Below are 12,425 nucleotides of genomic sequence, written 5' to 3'. Positions count from 1 at the left end.
CAGATCCGAAAATCCAGTCACGTTTTACTGTGCGAGCACTGTATAACTTTTGAAGCTCCGAAGCCCGAAGGCCTCGTGCGTCCGCTACCCAGCGCCCACACTTATCGGTTGTTTGGTTGTTAAAGAACCCGCCCTTTCGGACCCGCACCGGCTTTGCCGTTTGCGTCGCTGCGTCAGCAGCAGAGAAACGAGATTATGCAGAACTTTCTTCGTTTCGTCAACCAGGTTAGCAATCTTTTTTGCTTCGGTCCGCCGCGCCAACTTCGCGCCACCGAACCACCCGGTCAACCCCGCAACCCTTGCCAGCCCTGCCTTGCAGCGCCGCGTTGTGTTGCGAGGGGGCGAATAGTACGGCAGCGTGCAGGGCCTGGCAAGCGCTTTGGCGAAATAATTCGGGAAGACCGGAAAGTTGCTCATAAGCCTCATGAATCTTTGCGCTGAAGACCCTCTATCGCCAACCGTTCCAGCGGCCGTTCCAAATCCCGGGCATTTATATATAGAGAAGCTCTGGATGGACGCCCGCCATTGGCCGGCGTTCGGATGTTTGTCATACACGACTCGATGATCCATGATCACAGACTTCGGCACCTCGCTACCTCCCGAGCGGAAACTTCCATGACCATCCGGATCGTACGACTGGGTTCCCCACGCGCCGCGGATGAAGGTCTTCGCATTGGCACTGTCCGACGACCGCCCCGAGGCGTCCCCAAGTCGGAATTTGCCAGCCGCGATTACTACGACGTCTGGTATCCCGTCCTGTCACCCTCACCCGAGCTGGTAGCCCAAGCCCTTGCCGCCGAGGACGACAAGACCTGGCGCGCCTTCGTCAGGCATTTCCGCAAGGAGATGGCCACGCCCGATGCCAGCCATACGCTGGACCTGCTGGCAGCGCTGTCGCACAAGGCGAATTTCTCCGTCGGCTGCTACTGCGAAGATGAGGCGCACTGTCACCGCTCGGTACTTCGCGAACTGCTCGCCGAACGTGGCGCGCTGATCGCCTGACGAAGAACCTGCCGCCCGCAACAGCCGGCGGCTATCATGCGAAGCCTGTCCGGGCCCGGGCTGCAAACCGGACCCGGACAACCTTTCTTCGCCCTGACTTCCGATGGTCCTGAACTTCGTCTGGCTCGGTTTCTTTCTGACTGCCTTCCTGGCGGCGTGCATACGGCTTGCCAATGGCGACCTAGCCGTGTTTCCGTCGATGCTGGCCAGCCTGTTCGACAGCGCCCGTACGGCGTTCGAGATTTCGCTGGGACTGGCCGGCGTGATGAGTCTCTGGCTGGGCATCATGCGCATCGGCGAGCGAGCCGGCGTAGTGGACGCCTTTGCGAGGCTGGTCAACCCGCTGCTGCGCCACTTCTTTCCCGGTGTGCCGCAGGGCCACCCGGCCCAGGGCGCGATGATGATGAACATCTCGGCCAACCTGCTCGGGCTGGACAACGCTGCGACGCCACTGGGTCTCAACGCGATGCGCGAACTCCAGACACTGAATCCGCGCCCCGAGGTGGCCACCGACGCCCAGGTCATGTTCATCGTTCTTAACACCGCGGGCCTGACGCTGATCCCGACTTCGGTCATTGCCATGCGGCAGGCCATTGCGATCAAGCAGGGGCTGGTCGGATTCAATGCGGCGGATATCTTCCTTCCAACACTGCTCGCGACGGGCGGTTCGTTCGTGGCGGGTCTGCTGGCGGTGGCGTGGGTCCAGCGGCTGAACCTGTTCCGGCCGGCAGTGCTGGCGGCCTTTGCCCTGGCCGCGCTAGGCTTGGGCGGGCTTCTGGTCTGGCTTCGCCATGCGTCGCCGGATCACGTAAGCCAGCTCACGGCCCTGGCGGGCAGCGGCTTCATTCTTTCGCTGATCACCGTTTTCCTCGTGTGTGGGGCCATACGTCGCATCAACGTCTATGAGGCCTTTATCGACGGCGCCAAAGAAGGCTTCGGCGTCGCCGTGCAGATCATTCCCTATCTTGTTGCGATCCTGGTGGCAATCGGGCTATTCCGCGCTACCGGCTGCATGGACATTCTGATGCACGGACTGACCGCCGGCTTCGTCTCGCTGGGCATGAACACGGAGTTCGTACCCGCGCTTCCCGTCGGACTGATGAAGATCCTGTCCGGCGCCGGCGCCCGCGGGCTGATGGTGGACGTGATGACCACCTACGGCGTGGATTCCTTCCAGGGCCGGCTTGCGGCCATTATCCAGGGATCGACCGAGACCACGTTCTATGTCCTGGCCGTCTATTTCGGCAGTGTCAATGTACGTGATACACGCCAGGCCCTCGGTTGCGCGCTCGTTGCCGATGTCGCTGGCCTTTTCTGCGCTGTCGGCGCCGCTTATCTGTTTCGATAGGTCTTTTAGAAAGCGCCTGATGCGATGTGGGACAAGGAAATCAACCTACGTCCGTTGTAACGACACAACAGTAATGTGTCAGAAGCAGAACATTCCTGGGTAGCCGCTTGGTGCGACGCAGCAAGGCGTGTATAGTGAAGTCTGTCTCCTCCACCACCTCGGTGGATTCCAACCCGCGCAGAACACTGCGCGGGTTTTTTTTGCCCGAATTTTGGCAAAGACCCCGCAGTCATTGGCTTTGCGCCGCAACTCATGGCGGCAAACAGAGTTCACACCGAACCTGGCGCTATGCCCCGCGATGATGCAACAGTGCTCAAGATGGTTGCCGGCGTGGCATCGATTCTCTGATTTGCTGCGCCGCAACAAGCACTGCCGTAGGTGATCGAAGCAAACGTTCCACCGTTGTCCAACCCGACGCGGCGACCATTTACCGGCCTTTACCGCGGCAAACAATGTCCTAGAATGTTGTCATTCGTTCGTCGACCGCACGAGGGGTACGCCATGTCCGCTGTCTCGTTTCCTCGCGCCAATCCGACCTACTGCGCGGCCAGCCTGAGGCTGTCCTGCCCGGCCACGGTCAACGGCAGCCCAACCCAGTATTCCGTCACCGCCGAAGCGCTCGAAGCGCACTTTGGCGCGCGCTCGCCGCGCGAAGAGGACCTGCTGGCGGCCTTCACCAGCAACCGCCAGCGCATCGAGCAACTGGCGGAAAGCCTGTTTGAACTGACCGAGGCCCGCGAGATCGTGCTGCGCAGCGGACATTTCCGCTTCGCAGGCTGACGGCCCGTCGGGCTCGGTAGTCAGTCCGCGGCGCTCTCGCCTCGCACCAGCAGCACCGGCATGGTGGATTGCCGGATCACTGCCTCGGCCACGCTGCCCAGCACCAGGCGGCGCACGCCGCGCCGTCCGTGCGTGCCAATCACGAGCAGGTCGGCCCCCCACTGGCGGGCCGCTTCATTGATGGACGCGCCGATGTCGCCCGGCACCGGGGCCTCGCTCACCAGCCGGGTTTCGTGCTTCACGCTGGCGGCAGCCAGGTGCCTGGCCGCATCCTCGAGCGCACGCTGCCCGCTCTCTACAAACGCCTTCTGCACCTGGCTCGGATCGTAGAAGCCAGCATCGAAGAGCGGCGTCGCGCTATCCACGACGTAAAGCGCGAGCACCGTCGCGCCGCGGGGGCCGGCAACCTTGACCGCCTCCTCCAGGGCCAGGCCAGACGTGCTGCTGCCGTCCACCGCTACCACGATCTTGTTGTACGCCGCGCCGCTCATCTTCATTACCTCCGTAGATGGGAAAAAGGGGATTGGCGGCCGCCGGCCGCCTTTCCCCATACTACACATGCCGCCGGCGGCACGTGGCGAGCCCGGCAGGCAGCCGCGTGCTAGATTAGGCGCCGGCCTCCAACGATGGGAGCGAGAAGCGTGGCGGACTCCGGATGGACTCGCTGATCACGGCCGCCGCACGAGCGCTGGCGGCGGGTGACCCGCTCGGCGCGCTGAACCGCGTCGCCCTGCGCGACGACGCACCGGCGCTGGCCCTCCGCGGGATCGCCATGGCGCAGCTTGGCGACTTCGTCCGCGCCAAGGCACTGTTGCGCGCCGCCGCACGCGCGTTCGGCCCGAAAGAGGTGGTGGCAGGCGCGCGTTGCATCGTCGCCGAGGCCGAGATCGCCCTCGTCTCTCGCGAGCTGGGCTGGCCCGTCAGGACACTCGAAGCGGCACGCGCCACGCTCCAGGCGCACGGCGACCACGCCAACGCGGCGCATGCCCACTATCTGCAGGTCCGGCGCCTGCTGCTGACCGGCCATCTGGATGAGGCCGAGCACAGGCTTGCCGGACTGGATCTCACCACGCCCCTGCCGCCCGCCCTTCGGGCCGCGCACGAACTTGTCGCCGCCGGCATCGCGATCCGGCGCCTGCGGACGACAGCGGCCCGCGCGGCTCTCGGCCGGGCCGCCGAGGCGGCGCGTCAAGCCGGCATTCCTGCCTTGATGGCCGAGGTGGAAACGACCTCTCGCGTCCTCGATACGCCCGCGGCCCGCCTGATCGCGCGCGGCAGCGAGCGGCTGCTCCGGCTCGATGAGGTGGAAGCGCTGTTGGCCTCGGGAATGCTGGTCGTCGACGCGTGTCGTCTCGTCGTGCGCAAAGCCGACAGCATGGTCGCGCTCGCCCGGCGTCCAGTGTTGTTCGCGCTCGCACGCATGCTCGGCGAAGCCTGGCCGGACGATGTGCCACGCGACGCGCTGATCGCGCGTGCGTTCCGCACGAAATTCTCCGATGCCTCGCATCGTGCCCGGCTGCGCGTCGAAATCGGCCGGCTGCGTGCGGCGCTCGGGCCGCTGGCCGACATAACGGCGAGCGGGCGCGGATTCGCACTGACGCCGCGCGGTGCAAACGAAGTCGCCGTGCTGGCACTGCCCGTCGAAGATGCTTACGCCATGGTGCTTGCCTGCCTGGCCGACGGCGAGTCGTGGTCGAGTTCAGCCCTGGCGCTTGCGCTCGGTGCCAGCCAGCGCACCATGCAGCGCGCCCTCGACGCACTGGCGGCAGCGGGCAAGGTGCAGCCGGTCGGACATGGCCGCGCGCGTCGCTGGATGACGCCCCCCATACCCGGATTCGCGACGACCTTGTTACTCCCTGCGCCGCTGCCAGGCGGCTAGCATGAAACGCACAACAACCAGTGACGAGGACAGGAACATGAAGCGATCAGCAGCGGAAATCATTCGTGAATACGGCCCGTTCCCGGGCGTGGACGCCGTGCATGGCGTCACCTACGACGGGCACCAGGTATGGTTTGCCTCCGGAGACAAGCTCAACGCGCTCGACCCGGCGAGCGGGCAGACGGTGCGCGCCATCGAGTTACCCGCGCATGCGGGAACCGCCTTCGACGGCCGGTACTTGTTTCAGATCTCCGAGAGCCGCATCCAGAAGATCGATCCGCAGACCGGCCGCGTGCTTGCCACCATTCCCGCGCCAGGCGGCGGTGGCGACTCCGGCCTGGCCTGGGCCGAAGGATCACTCTGGGTAGGGCAGTATCGCGACCGGAAGATCCACCAGGTCGACCCCGAGACCGGCAAAGTGCTTCGCACCATCGAGTCGAGCCGCTTCGTGACCGGCGTCACGTGGGTCGACGGCGAGCTGTGGCATGGCACGTGGGAGGACGAAGCAAGCGACCTGCGGCGCGTCGATCCGCGCTCCGGTGAAGTCCTGGAACGACTGGAAATGCCCACGGGTATCAGCGTATCGGGGCTCGAGTCCGATGGCGGGGACCTGTTCTACTGCGGCGGCGGCAGCAGCGGAAAGCTGAGAGCGGTGCGTCGCCCAAGGAAGGGTGCGTCGCAGACCTGAGCCGCCTGCCTGGAGCTGAGCTGCATACGCGCCAGCCGCGGCAGGTGACCGGATGCCAGCCGCGCGAGCCGGAGATGGCGGGTACGCCCGCCCCGGCTTTACTTGCATTGTGAAGATTGCCTTCCCGCAGTTTCAAGGCGCCAAAGAAGCTCCGCGCTTCATCACCGCCGCGCCGGACCCACCCGCGCGGGCCAGCTCCCGTCGGCAATCTGGGCGCTGACGATCTCCCCCAGCAACTCATGCACCGCCGACGCCGCCACAGACAGCGGCATGGTGGCCGAGCGGCACAGGAACACCGGCCGCGACATGGCGGGCTCGGCGATGCGCGCGGCTGACAGCAGCCCCTTGCGCAGTTCCGTGCAGACCGACGCATACGAGAGCACGGTGCAGCCGACGCCGGCCGCGGCCAGTGCGATCAGCTCGGGGATGGCATTCACCTCCGCCAGTACATGCAGGTCGATCTCATGCGCACGCAAGTGGCTGTCGATCAGCGCTCGCAGGCCATGCTCGCCAGCGGGCAGGATCATCGGATAGCGACTCAGGTCACCCAGGCGAACGGATCTTGCTGGCAGGGCATCGCGTCGCCTCGCGCCACCAAACCTGCCGGGCTCGGCCACGAGCACGAGATCTTCGTCGACCAGATGGTCGAACAGCAGTCCGGGGTCGGCGTTCGCCTGGAAGGTGAGGCCGATATCGATATGGCCGGTCAGCAGATGGTTCGGTATGTACCCCGTGCTCAGCTCGATCACCTGCAGCCGCACCTTGGGCCAGCGCCGGATGGTCTCCCGCACGAGCGGCACGGTCAGGATCTTGGCCATGGACTGCGGCAGGCCGATGGCAACGCGTCCCTCCGGGTCCGTGACGAGGTCGCGCACGTCTTCGCAGGCCAGGTCGACCCGCTTCAGGATGTCCCTGGCGTGCTGCTCGAAGCGCTGGCCCGCCGCCGTGATGGACACACCCTTGTGGCTGCGCAGGAACAAGTCCACGCCCAGCGTCTCCTCGAGTTGCCGGATCTGCAGGCTCAAGGCGGGCTGGGCGATATGCAGCGTTTCCGCTGCGCGCGAGATCGACCCCGCCGCGGCCACGGCAAGAAAACTGCGCAACCCGCGCATGTCCACCGGTATTCCCATTGCTGTCTCCCACTGTCTCCCTGGCCCACGGGTGCCCGGCCTCGGGCTATAACGAATCATGATACCCGGCATCCTGAAGATGTCTTGGACATATAGCCGGGCGGCCCTGATAGTGACACCTGCCCCGCGCAACGCACGCGGCCGGCGCAGACCTTCACTGGAGACGACATGGGAATCGGTCGCCGCAACTTTCTCGCAGGTGCCGGCGCCGCGCTGTTCGCGCGGCCACTGCTGGCAAACCAATGGCCCACGCGGCCGCTCCGGCTGGTGGTGCCGTTCGCCGCCGGCGGCCCCGGCGACTTCGTCGCGCGGCAGATCGCCGTGCCCTTGTCGCAGAAGCTCGGGCAGACCGTCGTCGTCGAGAACAAGCCCGGGGCCGGCGGCAATCTGGGGACACAGAGCGTGCTCGATGCCAGCCCGGATGGCTACACCATCCTGCTGAACACGGTCGGCATGCACGCCGTCAACCCGCTGATGTTCCCCGACCTGCGCTTCCAGCCGCAGCGCGACCTGCTGGCCCTGGGCGTGGTCGCGACCGTGCCGAACGTGCTGGTGGTACACCCGACCAGGCTCGGTGTCGGCAGCCTGGCCGACCTGGTCCGGCTTGGCAGGCAGAAGCCAGACAACCTCAGCTACGCGACCTACGGCGCCGGCAGCTCGCCGCACATCTATGGCGCGCTGCTGCTCAAGGCCGCCAAGTTCACGGCGGTCACCGTCCCGTACAAGGGCAGCGCGCCGGCCAGCAGCGATGTGATGGCCGGCAATGTCGACTTCCTGTTCGACAGCATGACCACCTGCATTGGCCAGGTGCAGGGCGGCAAGCTCAAGGCGCTGGCCATTACCTCGGCGGCGCGATCACCGCTGCTCCCCGATGTGCCGACGCTGGCCGAAGCGGGATATCCGGCGGTGGGCCTCAAGTTCTGGCTCTCGCTGCAGGTCTCGGCCCGGACGCCGGCCGCGCTTGTCGGATTGCTGCGCGAGGCCGTCTCCGAGTCCGCGCGCAATACGGCCTATGGCAAGGCGCTGATCGCGCGAGGCGCGGAGCCCTTCCACCTTGCACCGGCCGAAGTGCAGGACTTCGTCAACCGCGATGCTGCCCGCTGGACGGCGCTGGCGCGATCGATCGACATCAAGCCTGAATAGGACGCGTGGCTCCGGCCCTGGTACCCCGGGCCGCATATGGATTTCGAACGGACAGACACATGATTGCATTGCAGGGAATTCGGGTGCTCGATCTGAGCAAGGTGCTGGCTGGCCCGCTGTGCGGCCAGTATCTCGGCGAACTGGGCGCCGAAGTCATCAAGGTCGAGCCGGTCGGGCATGGCGACGACACGCGCGCATGGCTGCCGCAGGATCGCGGCCAGTCCGCCACCTTCCTGGCGGTCAACCACAACAAGCGCAGTCTCGCGGTCGACCTGAAGACGGCGGAAGGCCGGAAGATCGTGCAGACGCTGGCGGCAAGGTCCGACATCGTGCTGCAAGGATTCGGCAGCGGCGCCGCCGCGCGGCTTGGCGTGGACTACGAAACGCTGTCGGCCCTGAACCCCGCACTGATCTACTGCGAGATCTCCGGCTACGGGCGGACCGGCCCGCTCGGACAGGAGCCCGGCTACGACGTCATGCTGCAGGCGTTCAGCGGCATGATCAGCACGATGGGAGAACCCGGTGGCAGGCACGCCCGTGCGAGTTTTTCCCCTGTCGACCTCGGCACCGGCATGCATGCGTTCAGCGGCATCCTGGCAGCGCTCATCGAGCGGCAGAAGACCGGGCGCGGCATGCAGCTGGAGGTCTCGCTGCTGGACACGGCGATGGGCTTCATGGGCTACCTGGCGCAGAACTACTGGTGCAGCGGCAAGCCGCCGCGCCCGATGGGGACCGCGCATCCGGCCATGGCGCCGTACCAGGTGTTCGAGGCCGCTGACGGCCCGGTCATGATCGGCATCGGCAATGACGCGCAGTGGCGGCGCTTCTGCCCCGTTGCCGGGCTGCAGGCCTATGTCGATGATCCGCGCTTCGCGACCAATGCCGATCGCGTCGCGCACTTCGACGAGACCGTCGCGCTGGTCCGGGCACGCATTGTGACCGAGCCGGTCGCGTTCTGGCTCGAGGCGCTGCGCAACGCCGGTGTCGCCTGCGCCCCGATTCATACGCTCGATCAGGCACTGGGGCATCCGCAGCTGGCTGCGCGCGGACTGGTCGTCGAGTCGGAGCACCCGGTGCTGGGAACGGTCCGCAACATGGGCCTGCCCGTCCGCTTCCGGGGCGAGAACCGCGCCGCGCATCGCGCTCCGCCGCTGCTCGGCGAGCATACCGAGGAGGTCCTGCGCCAGGCCGGCTACGACGACGAAGCCATCGCCGCGCTCAAGGCAAGCGGCGTGGTTGCGACGGCCGCTTGTGCTGAATCCGACACCGCGTCGACGCACCAGCGCGTCGCGGCATGACACCAGGAGCCAATATGTCCACCGTTACCTATGAAGTCCGCGACCGCGTCGCCGAGATCCTGCTGGACAGCCCCCCGGTCAATGCCTTGAACGAAGGCATGATCGATGCGCTGCTCGACGCTTTGCGCCGTGCGGCACACAACGATTCCGTACGCGCCGTCATCCTCGGCAGCGCCGTGCCGCGGCGCTTTTGCGCCGGGCTTCAGCTCGATGCGCTGCACGGCGCGACGCCATCGCGCGCGTACCAGCTTGTCGACAAGCTCTACAACGGCCTGCACGAAGCACAGTTCAACCTCGGCAAGCCATCCATTGCCGCCGTGGGCGGGACCGCGCGCGGCGGCGGCATGACGCTGGCGATTCACTGCGACATGATCGTCGCCGCCGACTCCGCGACCTTCGGCTATCCGGAGATCGACGTCGGCGTGACGCCGGCCATTCACTTCACGCATCTGCCACGCATCATCGGCCGCCATCGCGCGTTCGACCTGCTGTTCACGGGCCGCTCGTTTGGCGCAGCCGAAGCCATGTCGCTCGGGCTGGTCAGCCGCGTCGTCCCGGAAGAAGACGTCATGCGCGAAGCGCGTGCGCTGGCGCAGACGCTGTGCGAGAAATCGCCGGTGGTGATGCGGATGGGGCGCACCGCGTTCCACCGTGCCAATGACGGCGACTACCGGCGCGGCATCGCCACGGCCGTGGAATCGTTTGGCAATGTCTTTGCGACCGAGGACGCCCGGGAGGGGATTTCCGCATTCGTGGAGAGGCGCAGGCCGTACTGGCAAAGCTGACTAGCAAACGATGGAGGAAACCTGAACCTGCCGGATCAAGAGTCTTCCGGCCGTGTGCCTCTTTGGACAGTCAGGCGGTGCGTCGCCCGGTTAAATTGACCGACCGGTCGGCTTATATATAATGGGGCCGAACCACTGGCGCAAAGCCGGCCGCAAGAGCCGGGACAGCCGCCGCCAAAGGAGGCTCCTATGTACACGCAGAGTCTGGACTTGCCCGGCAACCCTGCCACGGTCACCCCGTCCGAGCCGGGCCTGGATGACGCAGGCCGCCAGGCGGCGTTCGATGCGCGCATGGCCGCCGACAGCAAGATCGAGCCGCAGGACTGGATGCCGCAGGCGTACCGCAAGACGCTGGTCCGGCAGATCTCCCAGCACGCGCACTCCGAAATCGTCGGCATGCTGCCCGAAGGCAACTGGATCAGCCGCGCGCCGTCGCTCAAGCGCAAGGCCATCCTGCTGGCCAAGGTGCAGGATGAGGGCGGACATGGCCTTTACCTCTATTCCGCCGCGGAAACGCTGAACGCCTCGCGCGACGACATGATCGATGCGCTGCACACCGGCCGGGCCAAGTATTCGTCGATCTTCAATTACCCGACGCTGACCTGGGCCGACGTCGGTGTCATCGGCTGGCTCGTCGACGGCGCGGCGATCATGAACCAGATTCCGCTGTGCCGGTGCTCGTACGGGCCGTACGCGCGCGCGATGATCCGCATCTGCAAGGAAGAGTCGTTCCACCAGCGCCAGGGCTTCGATGCGCTGCTGGCGATGATGCGCGGCACCGACGCCCAGCGTGAAATGGTGCAGGACGCCGTCAACCGCTGGTGGTTCCCGGTGCTGATGATGTTCGGCCCGCCCGACGCTGCCTCCACCAACAGCACCCAGACCATGGCCTGGGGCATCAAGCGCATCTCGAACGACGACCTGCGCCAGAAATTCGTCGATGCGACGGTCGAGCAGGCCAAGGTGCTGGGCGTCACGCTGCCCGATCCGGGCCTGCAATGGAACGATGGGCGCGGCCACTACGACTACAGCCCGCTGGACTGGGACGAGTTCTGGCGCGTGATCAACGGCGACGGCCCCTGCAACCGCGAGCGCCTCGCTACGCGCGCGAAGGCTCATGACGATGGCGCCTGGGTGCGCGAAGCCGCGCTGGCCCACGCCGCCAAGCTGGCCGCGCGCGAGGCGCAGCGCCAGGCCGCCTGAGGCAAAGGACAAGGAGACCAGCATGACCCGGAACGAATGGCCGCTGTGGGAAGTGTTCGTACGCAGCAAGCAGGGCCTGGAGCACAAGCATTGCGGCAGCCTGCATGCGGCAGATGCTCAGCAGGCGCTGCATATGGCGCGCGATGTCTATACGCGCCGCCAGGAAGGCGTGTCGATCTGGGTGGTCCCGTCCAGCGCCATTACCGCCAGCGCCCCCGAGGAAAAGGCCGAACTGTTCGACCCGATGGCCGACAAGATCTACCGGCACCCGACCTTCTACCAGTTGCCGGACGAAGTCAACCATATGTAAGGGCCACGCACCATGACGACCCCGACGCCCGACATCGCGCTGTCGCACCTGCCGGCCGAGCGCACCGCGGCGCTGCGCTATGTGCTGCGGCTCGCCGACAATGCGCTGATCCTGGGCCAGCGCAATGCCGAGTGGTGCGGCCACGGCCCGGTGCTCGAAGAAGACATCGCGCTGGCCAATATCAGTCTGGACCTGATCGGCCAGTCCCGGCTGCTCTACGCCCACGCCGGCGAACTCGAAGGCGCGCTGACCGGCCGGCCGCGCCACGAGGACGACTACGCGTACTGGCGCGGCGAGCGCGAGTTCGGCAACTGGACGCTGGCCGAGTTGCCGCACAGCGGCCCGCTGGCCGGCACCGCGAGCAGTGACCGCGACTACGCCGTCACCATCACGCGCAATTTCCTCTACAGCGCGCTGATGGTCGAACTGTGGAACGTGCTGCAGGCCAGCACCGACGCCGGGCTGGCCGCCATCGCGGCCAAGTCGGTCAAGGAAGCGCGCTATCACCTGCACTACGCCGCCGGCTGGATGGTGCGCCTTGGCGACGGCACCGAGGCCTCGCACCGGCGCATGCAGCGCGCGCTCGACCACCTGATGCCGTACATGAACGAGTGCTTTGCCGGCGATGAGGTGGAACAGCTCGCTGCCGCGCAGGGCGTGGCGGTTCCCACATCGGACCTGCGCGACGCATGGGAGGCCACGGTCGACGAGACTCTCGAAGCCGCCACGCTCGACAAGCCGGTGCCGAGCACCTTCGTGTCCACCGGCAAGCACGGCCTGCATTCCGAGCATATGAGCTACCTGCTTGCCGAGATGCAGAGCCTGGCGCGCGCCCATCCCGGCGCGCAGTGGTAGCACG

13 protein-coding genes are annotated in these 12,425 nt (G+C 66.3%); 11 read left to right on the top strand and 2 right to left on the bottom strand.

The genetic code is table 11. The features are described 5' to 3' along the window. The first annotated feature begins 615 nt into the window (after nucleotides 1-615). From KHO22_RS06185 to KHO22_RS06175, 3 genes are all read left to right on the top strand, one after another. On the top strand, nucleotides 616-1,002 hold the full coding sequence (locus tag KHO22_RS06185) for a DUF488 domain-containing protein (protein WP_211946218.1): 387 nt from the start codon (nucleotides 616-618) through the stop codon (nucleotides 1,000-1,002). A gap of 103 nt (nucleotides 1,003-1,105) precedes the next feature. Continuing rightward, entirely contained in the window at nucleotides 1,106-2,350 is a 1,245-nt protein-coding gene (locus KHO22_RS06180; protein ID WP_211946217.1) for a nucleoside recognition domain-containing protein, read from the top strand. A 501-nt stretch (nucleotides 2,351-2,851) separates the two neighbouring features. After that, complete coding sequence (locus tag KHO22_RS06175; protein ID WP_011299329.1) at nucleotides 2,852-3,130, top strand: DUF1488 family protein; 279 nt, start codon at nucleotides 2,852-2,854, stop codon at nucleotides 3,128-3,130. 20 nt (nucleotides 3,131-3,150) lie between these two features. Here the strand turns inward: KHO22_RS06175 and KHO22_RS06170 are convergent, their stop codons facing one another. Continuing rightward, nucleotides 3,151-3,621, bottom strand: a complete 471-nt coding sequence (locus KHO22_RS06170) for a universal stress protein (RefSeq protein WP_211946242.1) — start codon at nucleotides 3,619-3,621, stop codon at nucleotides 3,151-3,153. A gap of 164 nt (nucleotides 3,622-3,785) precedes the next feature. Here KHO22_RS06170 and KHO22_RS06165 point away from each other — a divergent pair, with 164 nt between their 5' ends. Together KHO22_RS06165 and KHO22_RS06160 are read left to right on the top strand one after the other, a co-directional pair. Next, nucleotides 3,786-5,009 carry a helix-turn-helix domain-containing protein gene (locus KHO22_RS06165; RefSeq protein ID WP_211946216.1) on the top strand — a complete coding sequence of 408 codons (1,224 nt, stop codon included), beginning with the start codon at nucleotides 3,786-3,788 and terminating at the stop codon, nucleotides 5,007-5,009. A 37-nt stretch (nucleotides 5,010-5,046) separates the two neighbouring features. Beyond that, nucleotides 5,047-5,697 (top strand): Vgb family protein, encoded by a 651-nt coding sequence (locus tag KHO22_RS06160; protein WP_211946215.1) that lies wholly within the window; start codon nucleotides 5,047-5,049, stop codon nucleotides 5,695-5,697. 161 nt (nucleotides 5,698-5,858) lie between these two features. On the opposite strand, the gene KHO22_RS06155 is transcribed toward KHO22_RS06160, so the two are convergent. Then, a complete protein-coding gene (locus KHO22_RS06155; protein ID WP_230426748.1) occupies nucleotides 5,859-6,827 on the bottom strand; it encodes a LysR family transcriptional regulator in 969 nt (322 codons plus the stop codon). A 168-nt stretch (nucleotides 6,828-6,995) separates the two neighbouring features. Here KHO22_RS06155 and KHO22_RS06150 point away from each other — a divergent pair, with 168 nt between their 5' ends. From KHO22_RS06150 to paaC, 6 genes are all read left to right on the top strand, one after another. Then, nucleotides 6,996-7,970: a Bug family tripartite tricarboxylate transporter substrate binding protein gene (locus KHO22_RS06150; RefSeq protein ID WP_211946214.1), complete on the top strand. Its 975-nt coding sequence runs from the start codon at nucleotides 6,996-6,998 to the stop codon at nucleotides 7,968-7,970. 59 nt (nucleotides 7,971-8,029) lie between these two features. Beyond that, nucleotides 8,030-9,268, top strand: coding sequence for a CaiB/BaiF CoA transferase family protein (locus tag KHO22_RS06145; RefSeq protein WP_211946213.1), 1,239 nt, complete (start codon nucleotides 8,030-8,032; stop codon nucleotides 9,266-9,268). Nucleotides 9,269-9,282: 14 nt separating this feature from the next. Next, nucleotides 9,283-10,053 carry an enoyl-CoA hydratase/isomerase family protein gene (locus KHO22_RS06140; RefSeq protein ID WP_211946212.1) on the top strand — a complete coding sequence of 257 codons (771 nt, stop codon included), beginning with the start codon at nucleotides 9,283-9,285 and terminating at the stop codon, nucleotides 10,051-10,053. A gap of 189 nt (nucleotides 10,054-10,242) precedes the next feature. Further along, entirely contained in the window at nucleotides 10,243-11,256 is a 1,014-nt protein-coding gene (gene paaA, locus KHO22_RS06135) for a 1,2-phenylacetyl-CoA epoxidase subunit PaaA (RefSeq protein ID WP_211946211.1), read from the top strand. Nucleotides 11,257-11,278: 22 nt separating this feature from the next. Beyond that, a complete protein-coding gene (gene paaB / locus KHO22_RS06130) occupies nucleotides 11,279-11,566 on the top strand; it encodes a 1,2-phenylacetyl-CoA epoxidase subunit PaaB (protein ID WP_211946210.1) in 288 nt (95 codons plus the stop codon). Between the two features lie 12 nt (nucleotides 11,567-11,578). Next, nucleotides 11,579-12,421 (top strand): 1,2-phenylacetyl-CoA epoxidase subunit PaaC, encoded by an 843-nt coding sequence (gene paaC / locus KHO22_RS06125; protein ID WP_211946209.1) that lies wholly within the window; start codon nucleotides 11,579-11,581, stop codon nucleotides 12,419-12,421. The last annotated feature ends 4 nt before the right edge of the window (nucleotides 12,422-12,425 follow it).

It is taken from the genome of Cupriavidus yeoncheonensis, from assembly GCF_905397275.1.
Lineage (GTDB): Bacteria > Pseudomonadota > Gammaproteobacteria > Burkholderiales > Burkholderiaceae > Cupriavidus > Cupriavidus yeoncheonensis.
The sequence above is the reverse complement of the archived record's forward strand: the minus strand, read 5'-3'. Positions and strand labels throughout refer to the sequence as shown.

What these genes read in the sequence shown, in the direction of transcription:
- KHO22_RS06170 (WP_211946242.1), bottom strand. Translation starts at nt 3,621, where the DNA reads ATGAGCGGCGCGGCGTACAACAAGATCGTGGTAGCGGTGGACGGCAGC.
- KHO22_RS06165 (WP_211946216.1), top strand. Translation starts at nt 3,786, where the DNA reads ATGGACTCGCTGATCACGGCCGCCGCACGAGCGCTGGCGGCGGGTGAC.
- paaC (WP_211946209.1), top strand. Translation starts at nt 11,579, where the DNA reads ATGACGACCCCGACGCCCGACATCGCGCTGTCGCACCTGCCGGCCGAG.
- KHO22_RS06180 (WP_211946217.1), top strand. Translation starts at nt 1,106, where the DNA reads ATGGTCCTGAACTTCGTCTGGCTCGGTTTCTTTCTGACTGCCTTCCTG.
- paaB (WP_211946210.1), top strand. Translation starts at nt 11,279, where the DNA reads ATGACCCGGAACGAATGGCCGCTGTGGGAAGTGTTCGTACGCAGCAAG.
- KHO22_RS06175 (WP_011299329.1), top strand. Translation starts at nt 2,852, where the DNA reads ATGTCCGCTGTCTCGTTTCCTCGCGCCAATCCGACCTACTGCGCGGCC.
- KHO22_RS06155 (WP_230426748.1), bottom strand. Translation starts at nt 6,827, where the DNA reads ATGGGAATACCGGTGGACATGCGCGGGTTGCGCAGTTTTCTTGCCGTG.
- paaA (WP_211946211.1), top strand. Translation starts at nt 10,243, where the DNA reads ATGTACACGCAGAGTCTGGACTTGCCCGGCAACCCTGCCACGGTCACC.
- KHO22_RS06150 (WP_211946214.1), top strand. Translation starts at nt 6,996, where the DNA reads ATGGGAATCGGTCGCCGCAACTTTCTCGCAGGTGCCGGCGCCGCGCTG.
- KHO22_RS06160 (WP_211946215.1), top strand. Translation starts at nt 5,047, where the DNA reads ATGAAGCGATCAGCAGCGGAAATCATTCGTGAATACGGCCCGTTCCCG.
- KHO22_RS06185 (WP_211946218.1), top strand. Translation starts at nt 616, where the DNA reads ATGACCATCCGGATCGTACGACTGGGTTCCCCACGCGCCGCGGATGAA.
- KHO22_RS06145 (WP_211946213.1), top strand. Translation starts at nt 8,030, where the DNA reads ATGATTGCATTGCAGGGAATTCGGGTGCTCGATCTGAGCAAGGTGCTG.
- KHO22_RS06140 (WP_211946212.1), top strand. Translation starts at nt 9,283, where the DNA reads ATGTCCACCGTTACCTATGAAGTCCGCGACCGCGTCGCCGAGATCCTG.